Below are 16,240 nucleotides of genomic sequence, written 5' to 3' on the forward strand. Positions count from 1 at the left end.
CCGCATCGATGAGATCGCCGAGGTGACCGGGGTGTTCCTGCCCGACGACGAGGTGTATGACACCGTCTCGGGGCTGGTGCTGGCCCGGCTCGGCCACATCCCCGCCGTCGGCGAGCACGTCGCGGTTGCCTTGCCGATGCTGGTGGACGAGCACGGGCACCCGCGCCCGCAGGGCACAGCCCGGCTGACGGTGACCGCGGTGCGCCGACACGTGCCGGACCGCGTCGCCATGACCGTGCTGCCCGCCGACGAGGGGCAGGTGCCGCGGTGAGCACCGGGTGGTCCCTGCTGATCTCCGCGCTGCTGCTGGTCGCTAACGCGTTCTTCGTAGCGGCCGAGTTCGCCCTGGTAGCGGCGAAGCGGCACCGGCTGGAACGGTCCGCGGCAGCCGGTTCGCGCGGGGCCCGGGCGGCGATCGCCGGTACCCGGCAACTGTCGATGATGCTGGCCGGTGCGCAGCTGGGCATCACGTTGTGCACCCTCGGCCTGGGCGCGTTGGCCAAGCCGACGGTGGCGCACCTGCTCGAGCCGCTGTTCACCGCCGTCGGGCTGCCGGACACGGCGGCCTACGTGGTGGCGTTCGTCCTGGCGGTGTCGGTGGTCGGTTTCCTGCACGTCGTCGTCGGGGAGATGGCTCCGAAGTCGTGGGCGATCAGCCACCCGGAGTCCTCCGCGCAACTGCTGGCGATCCCGTTTGTCGGGTTCACCACCGTGTTGCGCCCGTTCCTGAGCGCGCTCAACGGGTTGGCCAACGCCTGCCTGCGGGCGGTGAAGGTGACACCGCAGGACGAGTTGGCGCAGGTCCACAGCCCTGGGCAGCTGCAACTGCTGCTGGAGACCTCCAAGGAACACGGCACGATCGCCGCCGCCGAGCACGAGCTGCTCACCGCGATGCTGAGCGTGCAGTCGACCACGGTCGGGCAGGTCATGATCCCCGCCCAGGACATCGTCGCGGTCGCCGCCGACGCCGACGCCCGCCAGGTCGAGCTGCTCAGCACCGCCAGCGGCCGGTCCCGGCTCGCGGTCACCGACACCGACGCCGGCATCGTCGGGGTTGTCCACGTGCGCGACGCGGCCAAGGCCACCAGCCACGGCAAGAGCGTGACGGCACGGGAGCTGATGGCCGCGCCGCTGTCGATGCCGGCCGACACCAGCGTGCTGGACGCGATCGCGACCATGCGGCAGCGGCGTATCCAGCTGGCGCTGGTCACCGCCACCACCCAGGTGGTCGGCCTGGTGACGCTGGAAGACCTGCTGGAACAGGTCATCGGCCAGTTCGACGACGAAACCGACCCGGTCATCGACGCGGCCCGCCGGGCCGGTCGCACCGGCAGAACCGACCGCTAGCAACCGTCCCGGCAGCAGCGACCACGTCACAAAGGAGAGGTTCCGATGGTGTTCAAGAAGATGCTCGGCGCGTTCGGCGTCGGCGGCCCCAGCGTCGACACCGTGCTCAACCCACCGACGACCCTGCCCGGTCATCCGCTGACCGGGCAGGTCAACCTCACCGGCGGCAGCCACGACGTCGACATCGAACAGATCACCCTGTCCCTGCTCACCCGGGTGGAGGTCGAAGGCGGCGACCACGAGTTCGGCGCCGCCGTCGAGTTCCACCGCGTCCAGGTCGCCGGCACGACCAGGCTCGCGGAAGGCCAGCACACGTCGATCCCGTTCTCGGTGCCCCTGCCCTGGGAGACGCCGATCACCGCCGTCTACGGCCAGCACCTGCACGGCATGACCATGGGCGTACGCACCGAGGTGTCGATCGCCCACGCCATCGACAAGGGCGACCTGGACCCGGTACAGGTCCACCCACTGCCCGCCCAGCAGGCCATCCTCGACGCCTTCGCGCAGCTGGGATTCCGGTTCAAGTCCGCCGACCTGGAACACGGCCACATCCGCGGCAGCCAGCAGACACTGCCGTTCTACCAGGAGATCGAGTTCTACGCCGCCGCGCAGTACGCCCACGCCTGCACCCAGGTCGAACTCACCTTCGTCACCAGCCCGCACCAGGTGCAGGTGATCCTGGAAGTCGACAAGCGCGGCGGCCTGTTCACCGGCGGCCACGACGTCTACCACACCCTGCACGTGCCGCACGCCGGCTTCGAGCACACCAACTGGGCGCAGCACATCGACTCCTGGTTCCAGCAGGCCGTGCTCTCCCACACCGGCGGCCACGGCTACGCCCCGCCGCAGCCCGCCTACGGGCACGGCCACCACGGCCACCACGGCCACCACGAAGGCCACCACGACAGCCACGGCGGTCACGGCATGGGCGCCGGAGCCGTCGTCGCCGGCGTGGGCGCCGGCCTGGTCGGCGGCTACCTCGCCAGCGAGGCAATCGACGAGATCTTCGACGACGAAGGCGGCGACGAAGACTGAGCACGCGACACCCCTCACCCCCGGTTGTCCCCGGCCCCCACACCTCGGGGCCGGGTGGCATGTCAGGTAACCCACGGAAGGGAACAACGCCATGACCATCAGCGCCAACCTCGACAAGCTGCTCGACAAGCAGTACGAGCAGCAGGACCTGCACGACCTGGTCAACGCCCCCGTCCACGCCATCGCCGGCATCTCCACCGCCGACGCCCAGGCCCTCGAAAAGGCCTTCGCCATCAAGACCATCGGCGACCTGGGCCGTAACGAGTACATCCGCGCCGCCACCGCGATCGCCGCCCTGGCCGACGCCAGCAAGTAACCACCCGAACGGGTGGGGCGCCGCCACGCTCACCCACGGCGACGCCCCACCCCGGCCACCACGGCTGAGCCCGGCGCGATCGATCGCGCCGGCGGCGGGACCTTCGGGCGGTCTGGTTGGGGTAGACCCCAGACCGACACCGACCACTCCCGGTCACGGGCGTCAGGATAGAGTCGCACGCGGGGTTTCTTGACGCCTGTCCGGCAAGGCCATAAGGTCCAGACTTACACTTTCGATCGGGTGAGGGAGGCGACGCGGTGCGGGTCGGCTACGTCAGGGTCAGCACCGTCGAGCAGAACACCGTGCGCCAGCTCGACGGCATCGAGGTGGAACGGACGTTCACCGACACCGCATCCGGCAAGGACACCGCGCGGCCGCAGCTCGACGAGCTGATCGCGTTCGTCCGCGCCGGCGACACCGTGCTCGTGCACTCGATGGACCGGCTCGCCCGCAACCTCGACGACCTGCGCCGCCTGGTCCGCACCCTGACCAGCAAGGGCGTGCGGGTGGAGTTCCTCAAGGAGAACCTGACCTTCACCGGCGACGACTCCCCGATGGCCACCCTGCTCCTGTCGGTCATGGGCGCGTTCGCCGAGTTCGAGCGGGCGCTGATCCTGGAACGCCAACGCGAGGGCATCGCCGCCGCCAAGGCCCGCGGCGCCTACACCGGCCGCAAACCCGCACTGACCACCGCACAGGCCGACCAGCTGCGCGAGCGCGCCGCCGCCGGCGAACGCAAGGCCGACCTGGCCCGCGAGTACGGCGTCAGCCGCGAAACCGTGTACACCTACCTCCGACCCACCGCCCCGGCAGGAGCCCCCGTCGCATGAGCAGCCCGGAAGACCTGGAACAACGTGTCGCGGCCGTGGAGGCCGAGCTGGCCATCGTGCGGCAGGAAGCCGCCGCGGCCCGCGCTCTCGCCGCCGGCGCCGATCGCGACGTCGCCGAGTACCGGGCCGAGCTGCGCGGGCACACCCGCCTTCTCTCCGCGCTGCGCGAAACGCAGCTGGAGCACTACGCCGAACACAAGGCCGACACCGCCGAGCTCAAAGCCGGCGTGGCCCAGATCGTGCGACTCCTGGAAGGACTCGGCGGCACCAGCAGCCCTGACCCAGCCGGGTAGCGAGGCATCGATGCCCTGTGATCTCATCAGCCCAAAAGCCGGACGCCTCTCCCCGTGAGGCATCCGGCTTTTCTGTCGCACAGGCTTCAGGGCCACGAGCCGACAACGGAACGGGCGCCACCTATCCCGATCTACCGGTCAGTAACCTTGGGGCTGGTGACAGCTACCCAAGCGCGGGGCCCAAGGGGCCGACATCAGCTCCCGGCCGGATCGGCGCAGATTGCCTTCACGAAAGGTTGTGCCACTGCCGATCGGCGGTCTCGCCGCCCCGGACGCGATCGAGGCCTGGGCCGGCCGCTATCTTGACGCCGCCGTCCGCGGCGTCCGCTCGGCCGAGGTTGCCGACAAGATCGCCCTGCACCTGGCCCGGTTCCGCGACCACTTCCACGCCGACCACGGCCACGACCGGCTCTCCGCCGTCGTCAAGCGCGAGGTGATCGCCTGGCGCACCCACCTGTCCGCCGACCGAGACGCCGGCGGGCTCGGTCTGGCACCGGCGACGGTCAACACCCACCTCGCCTCGCTGTCCGGGTTCACCACCTGGGTGTGCACCCACGACCCGGCCGCTCTGCCACACGGTAACCCGTGCGCGAAGGTCGGCGACCTGCCCCTGCCGCCGCTCGAACCCCGCGCGCTGACGCCCGGGCAGGTCCGCACGCTCAAGAACGTGCTCGACCGGTTGCCCCGGTTCCACCAGCACAAGGGCCGGCGCCGCAGCGCGGCCGGCGAGTTGCACGGCCATGCCCGGCCGCTGCGCGACCGCGCGATCGTGCACACCCTGCTCGGCACCGGCCTGCGCCGCGAAGAGCTGGTCAACCTCGACCTGGACCAGGTCGCCTCGAACACCCCGGAGGCGCTGCGCGCGGCGAGGAAGGCGAAGATCAGCGGCGTCCGGGGCAAGGGCGGCACTAGCCGCACCGTGTTCCTCGGCTCCGACGGCCGCACCGCCCTGGCCGACTACCTCGAACACGAACGCCCCGCCGACGCCGGCCCGGCCGCGGCCGCGCTGTTCCTGTCCGCCGCCTCGATCGGCTCCCGTCGCCCCGACGGCCGGCTCTCCCCGCGCTCGATCAACCTGATCTGCGAGCAGATCGGCCGCTGGCACGACGCCGAGCACACCGACCCCGCCCGGCACATCAGCCCGCTGAGGCCCCACGACCTGCGCCACTCGTTCGCCTTCGCGCTCGCCGAGGCCACCGACAGCGACGCCTACGAACTCGAACGCCGGCTCGGCCACCAGTCCCAGCGCTACATTCACCGCTACACCAACCCGCCCGAGGACATCGCGGCCGGCTACGTCGAGCAGATGGGGACTGTACAAATAACGGCGGATCTCGATCTTGAGGAGATGCGCCAGGATGACGACGGAACCGATCGTCGAGCAGGACCCGTCCGAGGGGCCGGGCAGCTCGGCCACCGATGAGCAGCTGATCGCGATGCTGGTCGACCGTGCCCGTGGTGACGGGCTGAAGTTGACGGGTGAGGGCGGGCTGCTGCAGAAGCTGACCAAGCGGGTCCTGGAATCCGCGCTGGAGGGCGAGATCACCGACCATGTCGGCTACGACAAACATGACGCCGAAGGCCGGGGCAGCGGTAACTCCCGCAACGGGCATCGGGCCAAGACCGTGCTGACCGATGTCGGCCCGGTCGAGGTTCGGGTGCCCCGCGACGTGGCGGGCACGTTCGAGCCGCAGATCGTGCGGAAGCGGCAACGACGGCTGACCGGCGTCGACGACCTGGTCCTGTCGCTGTCAGCGCGGGGGCTCACGCACGGCGAGATCGCCGCTCATCTGGCCGAGGTGTATGGCTCGGAGGTGTCGAAGCAGACCATCTCCACGATCACTGACAAGGTGATCGACGGGATGGCCGAGTGGCAGAACCGGCCCCTCGACCCGGTCTATCCGGTCGTGTTCATCGACGCGGTGAACGTGAAGATCAGGGACGGTCAGGTCGCGAACCGGCCGATCTACCTGGCCCTGGCGGTCACCGTCGACGGCCACCGCGACATCCTCGGCATGTGGGCCGGTGATGGTGGTGAGGGCGCCAAACACTGGCTGCATGTGCTGACCGAGCTGAAGAACCGTGGCGTGGCCGACGTGCTCATGCTGGTCTGCGACGGCTTGAAGGGCCTGCCCCAGGCGGTCGAGGCGGTCTGGCCCCGCACGCTGGTCCAGACGTGTGTGGGGCACCTGCTGCGCAACTCGTTCCGGTACGCGGCCCGGCAGGACTGGGACAAGATCGCCCGAGCGCTCAAGCCGGTCTACACCGCACCCACAGAGGACGCCGCGACCGAGCGGTTCATGGAGTTCGCCGACGCCTGGGGCAAGAAGTACCCGGCGATCGTCAAACTCTGGTCCGACGCCTGGGCCGAGTTCGTGCCGTTCCTCGCCTTCGACGTGGAGATCCGCAAGGTCATCTGCAGTACCAACGCGATCGAGTCGGTGAACGCCCGCATCCGCAAGGCCGTCCGCGCACGCGGTCACTTCCCCAACGAGCAGGCCGCGCTCAAGTGCGTCTACCTCGCGCTGATGAGCCTGGACCCCACCGGCGCCGGCCGCCGCCGGTGGACCATGCGCTGGAAAGCACCCTTGAACGCCTTCCACGTCGCCTTCGAAGACCGGCTCACCCCGGCCACCAACTGACCCGTTCAACAACCAAGATCAGCCGTTAACTGGACAGTCCCAGCAGAATGTGATCGCCGCCGTTTGCGGCTGGTGACACGTTTCTTACCGGCACCCCGGGTTGGCACGCTGCTGCCCGCCGACTCGCTTGCACGACATGGTCGGAAAGGCGGCCGCGCCCGATCCCGATGGAGCCCTATAGGCAGGTTTGCGAACCGCCGCAGGTGCGGGGACGTTCGACCACTCGCCCGGGCTGTGCCCGTCACCTGGCGGGCAGCGTGAGACGGTCACCGCCCCTGCGCCGACTTCAGCGGGATTGGGTCACGTCATCGTCGAACCGGCGGGGCACCTCTCGACGGAGGCGCTCCGTCATTGCGTCTCGTTGCTCATTCGGCAGGCTGACAACGCTCGCCAAACCGTCAACGAGCTGATCAAGGGTGATTGATCTGCTCGCGTTGGCGTCCCAGTATCGCGATTGCGCGAGGTAGTCCGCAACGAACGTGACTGCCCAGTCCGCGTCTGCCTGCCACAGCCACGTCAGGACATCGCCCAACTGGTCGCTCACGATTGCCAGTTCACCTGGCTTCGTGTGCTTCAACGTGAGCGGGACCTCGTGCGACAAGACGCCCAGTAGAAGCTGCTCCATGATGCTCGCCGGCACCTCAAAGGTCTTCATCCCGGCATATTCGTCGATCGGGAGGTGCGGGCCCTGCAGGCGCACCAGGGCTTCGTCTGTCTCTCGTCGAGGTAGCGAGGATGGGCTCGGCGACCAGCTGACGGCCGCCGCGGTCGGCGGGCAGCTTGCTGCGGTGCGGTGAGCTGGTCGGTCATCCTGGTCAGTCCCGGTCTCGTCGTCAATGTCGAGGTACAACCGGTCGGCCGCATCGTGGGCCTGCTGCAGGGCGGTGGCCAGGTCGGCGAGCCCCGGCCCGGCCGTGGCCATGCGCGGACCGCGTAGTGCGCCAGGACGTGTGCCTGCTCGGTGTCGCTGCTGGTGGCCAGGTCAGGGTCGTCGGACAGGTGGCTCAACGCGCAGCCGCGGCCGCGTGTGCTCACCGGTCCACGTGCCGTACGGGTGTGCCGCGTCGACAAGCTAGTTGGGGGCAGTGCGGCGACATCCTTGATCGTTGGGACCGGTGTTGTCCCTTCTCCTGGGTCAGCGCTTGGCGCGGTTGATGGCGGCTTTGGCCTCGGTGATCGCTGTCTGCAGGCGGTCGCGGGTCTCGGCCTGGGCATCGGTCAGCGACGAGCCGGCCGGCTGCCAGTCCGAGCGCAGCCAGTCCGCGGCGTCGCCGAGCGCGGCATACGCCCGATTGATCTCCTGCAGGGCGTTGCCGATCATCTGGTCACGGGTGGGCAGCGGCATGATCACTGTTCTCCTTCGGTCGGCTGTCCGCCCTGGACGCGGGCGGTGTAGGTGAGCCCGGCCCGGCGCACCGCGTCGGCCGGAGTGCCGTCGCTCCAGTCCGGGGCCGCGCCGGTCATCGGCAGGGGGGTGTGCTCGCGGGCGTACTCGTGGACCAACTCGGTCAGGCCGTCCCACTTGGCGGAGGGCAGGGCGTCGACGACCTCCACGCCGCAGGTGGCGCCGCGCTCGGTGAGGTACCGGGCCGCGGTGGCTCGGTACCCCTCGACGTACGCGGCCTGGTCCTGTACCCACAGCGCCTCGAGCGCGTCCACCAGATCATTGGCGGCGTCGACCTGCGCGTCGGTCAGGTTCGGATCGTTCGCGCGGTCGACAGCCGGCTGGGACTCCTGGTCGTACAGGTCCCTGATGCCGAAGTCGCCGAACATGTCCCAGGCGTCGACCTCCTGCAGCAGCACCGGTTCGGTGCGCCACAGCAGCAGGTCGCCGTCCTCGCCGGCTGTGCCGTCGACGAGCCGGCGGACCAGGTCGGCCTCCCAGCTGCCCGACCGTCCGGCGAGCAGCGTCGACACGCTGCCGACGTTCGCCGCCGTCGCGGTCAGGACGTGGGCGGCGAGGTCGGCGAAGTCGACGGGCTCGGTGGTCGCGTCCGGGGTGCCGGCGCCGCGTACTCGGGTCTGCCGGGCGAGCGCGGTCAGCACCTGGATCGCCTGCCCGACCAGGGTGTCCTGCTCGCTCTCGGCGGGGAGGGCGTGGTCCATGACGGTCTCCTCTTGATCGGGTAGTCAGATGCCGAGCCGGTCGTAGATGCGCATCGCCATCATCCTGGCCAGCCGTCCCCAGCCGTCACGGGCGACGCCGTCCGGGTTGGTGAGCGCGTTCAGCTCGTCGAGCAGCTCGGCGACGACCAGCAGCTCCTGCTCGCCGAGTACGGCCAGGCGCTCGGCGCGGCTGTGTTCGTCGGCCACGCCCTGCAGATGGGTGAGTCGCTGCTCGCGATCGTCGCCGGCGATGGGGCCCATTCCGAACGGGTTGGGCTGGGCCTGATGGGTCATGGACGCTTCTCCGTCATGTGGGTTCTCGGGCGCTGACGCTACGGGGCAGGTACGACGTCTTCGTCGACCTCACGGGCCCGGTTGTGCGGTCATCACCGGGACGAGCGGCGGGCCTTGGCCGGGGCGCCGCCCCGGCCAAGGCTGGTCGGTCAGTTGTCCGGGGGTAGGGCGAGGTTCAGGAATTCGGCGTAGGCGTTCTCGCCGGGCAGCTTGCCGTCCAGAACGAGGGCCTGGCGCAGGGAGAAACCGGTGATCTCGGGGGAGATGCCCAGAGTGCGCTCGGCCTCGCCGACGATCTGGGCGACGACGGCCTGGGCCTGGTCGGGCTTGTGCTGGATGAGCCAGTCGAGCATCCGGGTGATCGCGTGGTTGATCGGGTAGCTGACCTGCTCGTTGGGTGTGGTGCGCTGCCAGTCGGCGAACTCGAACAGCACCGCGGCGTGGATCGTCGTGCCGAGGTCGCCGAGGGGGATGATCCGGTCGAGGCTGGCGGTGGCGGTCCAGGCGAGGTCGTGGGCGACCTCGCGCACGGCGGCCTGGGTGCGCCAGCGCAGCGTGAACCGCTTGCGGTGGCCGCGGTCCCACAGGTCGATGGTGAAGGCGTTGGTGAGGTAGTCCCAGATCCGGGCCACCCCGACCGAGAGGTTGTCGTGATCGCGGTCGGCCATGGCCCGGGCGGCGCCGTCGTAGGAGCGGCGGCGGTCTTCGGCCCAGTCCTCGGCGACCGGGCGGGACCACATGGCGCGACCACCGACCGTGGCCTGGGGCAGCGGCACGCCGCTCTCGCCGCGGGCGCGGTAGGCGCGCAAGGTGCTGGCGCCGATCCCGGCGATCTCGGCCAGCTCGGCCACGTCGACCAGCTGATCCGCGGCGAGTTCCGGGGCGGTCAGGTGGATGACGCAGCCGGCCAGGTGCCGCCCAGTGTCGTGGCGCACCGCCCACAGTGCCAGGTCATCGCGCCAGCGGCGCGACGCGGTCGGTTTCACCATGTCGATGTCGAGATCGGTGATCTTCCACAGTGTGCCGTTGCCCGGGTCGCCGGGCGGCTGGTCTGCCGCACTGATCGTCAACGCGGCCGGGACCGGCCGGTTGACGTAGGTCTCCCGGGCCCGGTCGTACGACAGCGCCGGCCGGTACCAGGTCGTGCCGTCCCACCAGTAGCCGCCGGCGCGGTACAGCAGCGCCTCGCCCACGTAGGACATGTACGCGTCGGCGACGTCCTCGTCGCGGTAGAGCACTACCGACCGGCCGTGCTCGGGGTGCCAGCGCACCACCCAGCCCAGGTCCGATCGCAGCGCGTCGGTCGTGAAGGCGACCCAGCCACCGTCCTTGCACCGATCCGTGCGGCCCCAGCTCTGCCCGCCTTCCTTGCGGCCGATCGCCTCGACTGCGGCCGGGTCGTCGAGCGGGAGGTGGGAGTCGTCGACGAACGGCAGGTCCGGAATCGGGTGATCGGTGTACAGCCCGTTCCCCACCGCCATCTTGTTGTACAACAGCCCCAAGGTTGCAGCCCTCCAAACAGGAATGCTGTAGGTCGCTACAGCATACGCGCCGATCCGTTTGCAGCAACGGCGCTGAAGAATCGACAAAGCGGGCAGCCTGACGGCGGCCAGCGAGGTGGGATCTGGAGGCCGACGACGTTGCCGAGGCGCTGGAGCCGCTGGGGACGGGCCGGTCCATCTCTAGCGACTACGTCCGCGGCGGCTAGGACCGCGACCGGGCTGCGGTTTCGGAAGCCAACTGATCATGCGGCTGCCCGGAGGTACCGCTGAACGGTGCGACGGCTGCAGCCAAGATGGGTGGCAATGGTGTTGACCGTCCAGCCTGCGGTGCGCAGCCGGGCGGCTTCGAGGGCCCGGTCCGGTGGGGGCGGTTCAGGGGTGTCGAGGCGAAGGTGGGCGGCGACGTTGTCGCGGTCGGCCGGGCCGAGTCCGCCGTACCATCCAGCGCGCGCCTCGGGATCTTCGGTGCGGAGCGCCAGGGCAAGGCAGGCGAGACGGGCAGGGCAGCCGGCGCAGCGAGCGAGGGCCAGCTCGTTGGGCAGCCCTTGTTCCGGGTGGTAGATGTCGGGGTCGACTCCGACGCACGCCGCGATCGCGATGTCGTTCTTCCCGAGATGGTTGATCAGGTTGCGGAGTTGACGCTCGCGCCCGATGACGAAGTTTGGGTTGTGCACTTTCTGTCTCCAGCTCGTGGCGCCGTACCGGCCGGATTCGGCTCGGCATCGGGTGAGCTGGGTAGGTTCCGGCGCACCCGCTTGTGTGCCTTCCGGACCGTTGGCCCGGTGTGGCACGAAGCGGCAGCGGGAGCTGAAGGCTGGCTCCAAGGCGTACCGGTGCGTCTTGCTGCTTGGCACCGGCGTTGCCGCCCTCCGCGCTAAGGCGGAGGTGAGTGTCGCGAACATCCCGCGTCGCGTGTCCCCGGCGATGCCGGGGCCCCGGCTCCCGGGGATCCCGGGAGCCGGAGATGATCACAGTTCAGTTGCGAGGGTGACGCGGCCGGTCCTACTCCACGTCGGGGTCCGGGTCGTCCCCGTCGACATCATCGTCGAGGTCGTCGTCGTCAGCATCGAGGTCGTCGACAGCAAACTCGTCGGGGGCAGGCGCACCATGCCGCTGAATGCTCCGGTTACTCCAGATAGGTAGCTTCTGGAAAACCTCGAAAAGGATCTTCTGCCACTCATCACAGTCGGCCTTGCTGGCGCCCAACGAATCGATCGCTGACGTGCCGTCCTCGGCCTGCACCGCTTCGACCTTCTTGACCGCCATCTCGACCTCGCGGATCGAACCACCGAGCGCGGTCAGCGCGTTTCCGAGAACCTCGGCCGGGGTCTCGGGAGCGGGTACCAGTCCGGGGCCCTCTCCCGGCGCGCGGAAGCGGTTGCGCAGGTCGGCGTTCCTAGCTACCACCTCGCGGCCTTCGGCGTTGCGCTCGACCTGCCCGGCATCGTCCACCAGCCGGACCGGGCGACCGTTGCGGAGGTCGACAAGAGCCTGCCGCAGCTGATACACCCCCTGCGCCGCCGACCTCATACGGTTGATCACCTCGCCCGGCTTGCGCCGGTCCTCGGGTTCGACGTCTCGTGGTCCTCGGTCCTGCAGCTGCCTGCGGACGACGAGCGCATACGCGCCGCGAGCGGCGAGTTCACGCGTTGCAGGTCCGGGACGTCCGGCCCCTACCTCGGTTAGGGCGGCCTCGGCGAGTTCTTCGGAGTCCCGGAAGGTGGCTTCCCAGTCCTCCTTGGCCAACTCGTTGCTGAACGCTTCCGCGAGGTACTTGCGGATTCGTTCACGCAGCCGGGCGTCCTCTTCGGGTACCGACCGCAGCACCAGCGACGTCGCCAGCTCGAACAGCAGCTTGGGACTGGTGTTCTTGCGGGTGCTCTGGCTGGTGATGGCGACCCGGACGGCCTGGTGTGTGCGCGGGTCATGGTCGGTGAAGAGCCGGACGATCGCCGCTGTCCGTACTGTGGGGTCAGCGCTGAACCCGGCCGCCTGGGCCTCCTCGGGGGTGAGGACCCCCGACAGCCAATCGGCCTTGCCGGCCGTGACGAGATCACGCCGCTGCAGCTCGTCGATAACGGCGTCGGCGAGCGCTTCGTTCTCGGTGGCCGCTCCCCACGGCTTGGGGTAGTCCACGTGCCGCAACGCGACCAACGACTTGACCGCCACGCCGAAGTCGGCCGCGATGTCGCCGTGCGATTCGAAGCCGACGAGCAGCAGAGCGGGGACCGTCTCGCACCGCGCCCTGACCGCCAGGTCCTTGTCCACCTGGTCAGGTGAGCCCGCTGCGGCGATCTCCTCGTTCAGCTTGCGGATGTGGGCGCGCATCCGCCGCTCGTCACGGTCGTAGGGAATGTCTGCGGACCGTAGGCCGAGCAGGTCGTGAACACACGTCATCCGGCTGGACCCCTCGGCCGTCACCGGGATCGTGACGCTCGGGTTGTCGTCCAAGTGATCGAACGTCGTCGCTGCCAGCCAAACCTCGGTCATCACACCCTGGTGCCGGATCGAGGACCGCCAGTCGTTGTTGCTGACGATGTACTCGCGGGCCTGCTGCGCGGCCCAGGCCAGATGTTCCTGGCTCTGAATCCGCTGGACCAGCTCCGGACGGCCACCCGCCGCGGCCTTCGGCTCGCCCAGCGGACGCAGCCGGGTACTCTCTCCGCCCCGCCCGACGAGGTCGGACACCGGGTGGCGACGAGCCGGCCCGATCCGGGGGTTCCGCGGGTCGGGCATGACGTATCGCGACCACACGTCGGTGCGGATAGCGACGATCACCCCGCCGGGGACTGAGAGCCGCTCGGGGTTCTCCGCTGCCTTTCGTGCGTTAGAAGGGTCGACCACGGCCAGCGCGAACGCCTGTGCGCCCGCCTCGCTCATGTTGAACTGCTCGACCAGTTTGTCGGTCAGCTTCCGGGTTGCCACTGCGAGCGCTGGCTGGGGCAGCGGTGTCACCGGGCGGGGAAGCACGGTCTCTACCGTGGGATCGCCATTCATCAGGATCTCTCCGATCTCTGGATCCGGTCGCCCGGGAACAGACCCGGACGACTCTGTTGTCGTCCGGGGAGATCGGCCCCAATGAACTCCGCTCTCCCCCTCGGCTCGCCCGGGCGGAACCCGGTGTGTCCGAGGCGGCACCGGCCGTACTGTCCATCTCCAAGACGTACCGGCGGAAAGTGCCACCGGCGTTGCCGCTCTTCGTCATGTGACGAAGGGAGCCTGGTCAGCTACCTGCTGATGTCGCTGAAAGGACGGTACCACCGGGGGTGACACAGCCCGACCAGCCAAACAACGGCTCGGCAGGGCGAGCATGCTTAGCGGTCCTCTCGACGCAGATCCGAGGGAAAGCCCTCGCCGGGCTGGCGCGTGGGCGGCCATTCGCACTCGTCCACCGCGACCGGCACACGCGACGCGAGTTCGGCCCGGGCCTGGGCCATGCGCTCGGCGTCGACGGGGTCGCTGCACCGGTTCGGGCGGGGCGCGGTAGATCTGCTGGCGGCCCCGGCTACCGCACGGGCGGCGTGCCGGCCGGACTGGTCGCTGGTGCGGGCGGCGGCCGCGGCGGCATCGCGCTGGTCGAGCTCGTCGCGCAGCGCCGCGGTGCTGGCGGCCGCGGCCACCAGCTCGGCGTCCAGGACCTGGCGTTCGTAGCGCTCACGGACGGGGGAGTGGTGGGGTACGACCGCGGCCGGGCTGGTCAGGGCGCGGTCCAAGGTTCGGGCGAGATAGCTCAGCGGGGAGTGCACGTCGCCGGCGGCGATCACCGTGCGGACCTCGGCGTAGCGGCCGGTGAGCCCGTGACGCTCGACCAGGCGGACCACGTCCGCAGCTGTCCAGCCTGGTCCTAGCCGGGTGCCGAGGGTGTCCGCGATCTGCCGCAGTGCCAGGCCACGCGCTCGGGTGGCCCGGCGCTCGTCACGACAGTCGGCGGCCGCGTCGCTGATGAACCGCTGCAGGAACTCCCACCGTCCCGACAAGGCCCGGGCCAGGGGTTTCGCCCATGCCATGACCGCTGAGCGGCGTAGATTGGCCGGTGACGTGGCGGACACCCTGTATGCCGTCCTAGGACGGGTAGACCCTGTGGGCTGCGCCGCTGTCTTGGTCGGTGCTGGGCGCGAAGCGCCGCCGTTGTGCTCTTCACCCCGGCCGTGAGGCCGCCGTGTACCGGCTATGGGTGACGTTGTGCGAGTAGAAAAGGTCAAACCCCTAAGACCGGAAGAAGATCCCCTCCTAGACCCCGTTCGGGGAGGGTCGTAAAAATTCGTCATGCGGGAAGCGACCTCAAACGCGGTCTCCACGCTGGACAGCCCCGCCCGCAGGACTGCCATCCGGTCGGTGTCCTGGGCAGACCGCACCATACCCGCGTCCCTCACCAGCCGGGTCGCTCTCTCCCGTACGGCCAGCGCCGCCTTGAACGCCTTGTAGGCGTCGTCGGCGAAGTGGTCGCTCACCGCGGCCTGGAGCTGCAGATCCTCGGCGGTCCGTTCCGCCACGACCGCCTCAGCCTCGAGCACCGCCGCCTCCGCGGCCGTCGCCTCCCGCAGTGCCGCATCGAGCACGGCCTGGCGCTCGTCGACGAGTTCCACCGCTCGCTGCAGCAGTCTGGCCACGACGGTGGCCGCCGCCGGCAGGAACGGTGTCGGGTCGAACGGCGACTCCTGCAGCGGCGTGAAGTGGTACACGCTGCGCCTGCGCCTCAAGCCGGTCTCCTCGCGCTCGGCCAGGCCGCACGTGCGGCCCACCTCGTCGCGCACCGTCGCGCCGACCTGCACGCTGTACGCCCAGGACGTGGTCACCGTCTTGGGCGTACAGGCGGCGAACAGTGCCGTCGGGCCGAGCCCGGCCATCGACCGCTGCCCGGCGGCGGGGTCGGCGGCGATCGCCATCACCGCCACGACGAGGGGGTGCTGCGGCGGTCGGCCCCGGCTGCTCAGCCCGCGCCTGGCCCGGTCGTCGGCCATCCGGGCCAGGAAGTCGGCGACCAGCCACACCGCACGCCCCTGTCCGCCCGGGCCCTGCCGCATCTGGAGCCGGCCCCGCGGGCCGGTCTTCGTCAGCCGCGGCATCGCCTCGACCACCCCGGCGACCCGGTCCCGCCAGGTCTGCACGTAACCCAGCCGTCGCTGCGCCCGCGCAACACGGCGCAACGCGGCCCGGTGCACCACGCGCAGCTCGTCGACGCGCGCTGCCTCGGCGCCAGCCTGCGCCTGGTCGTCGTGATGGACCGCCCGGGCCGCGGCGATCCAGGCCGCGTCCGCGCACCGCCAACATCCCGTACGCCGCGGCGGCGACGGCCGCCGCGACCGGTCCCGGCCCCGGGCCTGCTGCAGGCGCCGCCAATGTCGGCGCTCCTGCACCGCCGTCGGCGGCAAATCCACCGTGGTGGGCGTCTGCGGCCGGCACGCCTCACAGGCCAGCTGCTCGGCCAGCTGCGCCACCCAGCTGGCTTCCTCCGGCGTCAGCGAGCTGCGGCGCGGCGCACTACGCTGCCGGCGCCCCCAGCACGACAGGCACAACGGCGGCGACCCTGGCCCGTCGCGCGACACACCGCGCCGGTCCAGGCCCGCGGCCGCGCACGGACCGCACGGCTCCTGCTGTCCTGTGTCGTACGGGGCGCGCAGCGACGGCGGCACCGGGTCGACGTCCAGCATCGACAGCTGCCCGGGCAGCACCGGCCGCGGCGCCAGCAGCCGCACGTGCGTACGGCAGGCCGAGCCCGCCACTGGATCCACCGCCGGCACCTGCAGACCCGCCGCGTAACACGGCACACACCAGCCGATCCCCTGCAGCGACGCAGGTACCGCCCGCGCGGCGGCCGGGCGCCCGCCCGCCGCGGGCCTGAACGAGGAAGTCGACACCGCCGCGGTCACGACCA

The 16,240-nt window shown here is 70.3% G+C and carries 16 protein-coding genes; 8 read left to right on the top strand and 8 right to left on the bottom strand.

From position 1 onward, the window contains the following. The 8 genes from EV385_RS32770 to EV385_RS32805 all read left to right on the top strand — a co-directional run. The coding region (locus EV385_RS32770; protein ID WP_278045041.1) for a transporter associated domain-containing protein at nt 1-271 on the top strand (271 nt) is incomplete at its 5' end. Continuing rightward, nucleotides 268-1,347 carry a hemolysin family protein gene (locus EV385_RS32775; protein ID WP_130513726.1) on the top strand — a complete coding sequence of 360 codons (1,080 nt, stop codon included), beginning with the start codon at nt 268-270 and terminating at the stop codon, nt 1,345-1,347. The genes EV385_RS32770 and EV385_RS32775, both read left to right, overlap by 4 nt. A gap of 45 nt (nt 1,348-1,392) precedes the next feature. Next, nucleotides 1,393-2,382 carry a sporulation protein gene (locus tag EV385_RS32780; protein ID WP_130513727.1) on the top strand — a complete coding sequence of 330 codons (990 nt, stop codon included), beginning with the start codon at nt 1,393-1,395 and terminating at the stop codon, nt 2,380-2,382. Nucleotides 2,383-2,473: 91 nt separating this feature from the next. Continuing rightward, nucleotides 2,474-2,698, top strand: a complete 225-nt coding sequence (locus tag EV385_RS32785) for a hypothetical protein (RefSeq protein WP_130513728.1) — start codon at nt 2,474-2,476, stop codon at nt 2,696-2,698. A 257-nt stretch (nt 2,699-2,955) separates the two neighbouring features. Next, nucleotides 2,956-3,528 carry a recombinase family protein gene (locus tag EV385_RS32790; protein WP_130513729.1) on the top strand — a complete coding sequence of 191 codons (573 nt, stop codon included), beginning with the start codon at nt 2,956-2,958 and terminating at the stop codon, nt 3,526-3,528. Beyond that, complete coding sequence (locus tag EV385_RS32795; protein ID WP_130513730.1) at nt 3,525-3,821, top strand: hypothetical protein; 297 nt, start codon at nt 3,525-3,527, stop codon at nt 3,819-3,821. Before EV385_RS32790 ends, EV385_RS32795 begins: the two co-directional genes overlap by 4 nt. Before the next feature lie 238 nt (nt 3,822-4,059). Then, nucleotides 4,060-5,244, top strand: coding sequence for a tyrosine-type recombinase/integrase (locus tag EV385_RS35885; protein WP_130513731.1), 1,185 nt, complete (start codon nt 4,060-4,062; stop codon nt 5,242-5,244). A gap of 13 nt (nt 5,245-5,257) precedes the next feature. Next, nucleotides 5,258-6,463 carry an IS256 family transposase gene (locus EV385_RS32805; protein ID WP_242625399.1) on the top strand — a complete coding sequence of 402 codons (1,206 nt, stop codon included), beginning with the start codon at nt 5,258-5,260 and terminating at the stop codon, nt 6,461-6,463. Between the two features lie 286 nt (nt 6,464-6,749). Here the strand turns inward: EV385_RS32805 and EV385_RS32810 are convergent, their stop codons facing one another. The 8 genes from EV385_RS32810 to EV385_RS35550 all read right to left on the bottom strand — a co-directional run bounded on the left by EV385_RS32810 (nt 6,750) and on the right by EV385_RS35550 (nt 16,097). Then, nucleotides 6,750-7,385 carry a hypothetical protein gene (locus tag EV385_RS32810; protein ID WP_130513733.1) on the bottom strand — a complete coding sequence of 212 codons (636 nt, stop codon included), beginning with the start codon at nt 7,383-7,385 and terminating at the stop codon, nt 6,750-6,752. Nucleotides 7,386-7,598: 213 nt separating this feature from the next. Then, nucleotides 7,599-7,814 (bottom strand): hypothetical protein, encoded by a 216-nt coding sequence (locus EV385_RS32815; RefSeq protein ID WP_130513734.1) that lies wholly within the window; start codon nt 7,812-7,814, stop codon nt 7,599-7,601. Beyond that, complete coding sequence (locus tag EV385_RS32820; protein WP_130513735.1) at nt 7,811-8,569, bottom strand: hypothetical protein; 759 nt, start codon at nt 8,567-8,569, stop codon at nt 7,811-7,813. The genes EV385_RS32815 and EV385_RS32820 overlap by 4 nt, the downstream gene beginning before the upstream one ends. 24 nt (nt 8,570-8,593) lie before the next feature. Continuing rightward, complete coding sequence (locus EV385_RS32825) at nt 8,594-8,863, bottom strand: hypothetical protein (RefSeq protein ID WP_130513736.1); 270 nt, start codon at nt 8,861-8,863, stop codon at nt 8,594-8,596. 149 nt (nt 8,864-9,012) lie between these two features. Further along, nucleotides 9,013-10,365 carry a helix-turn-helix transcriptional regulator gene (locus EV385_RS32830; RefSeq protein WP_207230179.1) on the bottom strand — a complete coding sequence of 451 codons (1,353 nt, stop codon included), beginning with the start codon at nt 10,363-10,365 and terminating at the stop codon, nt 9,013-9,015. Nucleotides 10,366-10,607: 242 nt separating this feature from the next. After that, entirely contained in the window at nt 10,608-11,039 is a 432-nt protein-coding gene (locus EV385_RS32835; protein ID WP_165449732.1) for a helix-turn-helix domain-containing protein, read from the bottom strand. 328 nt (nt 11,040-11,367) lie between these two features. Continuing rightward, complete coding sequence (locus EV385_RS32840; RefSeq protein WP_130513737.1) at nt 11,368-13,362, bottom strand: hypothetical protein; 1,995 nt, start codon at nt 13,360-13,362, stop codon at nt 11,368-11,370. 317 nt (nt 13,363-13,679) lie between these two features. After that, nucleotides 13,680-16,097: a hypothetical protein gene (locus EV385_RS35550; protein WP_242625391.1), complete on the bottom strand. Its 2,418-nt coding sequence runs from the start codon at nt 16,095-16,097 to the stop codon at nt 13,680-13,682. Nucleotides 16,098-16,240 lie beyond the last annotated feature (143 nt).

Source organism: Krasilnikovia cinnamomea, from assembly GCF_004217545.1.
GTDB classification, from domain to species: domain Bacteria; phylum Actinomycetota; class Actinomycetes; order Mycobacteriales; family Micromonosporaceae; genus Actinoplanes; species Actinoplanes cinnamomeus.

What these genes read in the sequence shown, in the direction of transcription:
- EV385_RS32780 (WP_130513727.1), top strand. Translation starts at nt 1,393, where the DNA reads ATGGTGTTCAAGAAGATGCTCGGCGCGTTCGGCGTCGGCGGCCCCAGC.
- EV385_RS32795 (WP_130513730.1), top strand. Translation starts at nt 3,525, where the DNA reads ATGAGCAGCCCGGAAGACCTGGAACAACGTGTCGCGGCCGTGGAGGCC.
- EV385_RS32785 (WP_130513728.1), top strand. Translation starts at nt 2,474, where the DNA reads ATGACCATCAGCGCCAACCTCGACAAGCTGCTCGACAAGCAGTACGAG.
- EV385_RS32820 (WP_130513735.1), bottom strand. Translation starts at nt 8,569, where the DNA reads ATGGACCACGCCCTCCCCGCCGAGAGCGAGCAGGACACCCTGGTCGGG.
- EV385_RS32840 (WP_130513737.1), bottom strand. Translation starts at nt 13,362, where the DNA reads ATGAATGGCGATCCCACGGTAGAGACCGTGCTTCCCCGCCCGGTGACA.
- EV385_RS32810 (WP_130513733.1), bottom strand. Translation starts at nt 7,385, where the DNA reads ATGGCCACGGCCGGGCCGGGGCTCGCCGACCTGGCCACCGCCCTGCAG.
- EV385_RS32825 (WP_130513736.1), bottom strand. Translation starts at nt 8,863, where the DNA reads ATGACCCATCAGGCCCAGCCCAACCCGTTCGGAATGGGCCCCATCGCC.
- EV385_RS32805 (WP_242625399.1), top strand. Translation starts at nt 5,258, where the DNA reads ATGCTGGTCGACCGTGCCCGTGGTGACGGGCTGAAGTTGACGGGTGAG.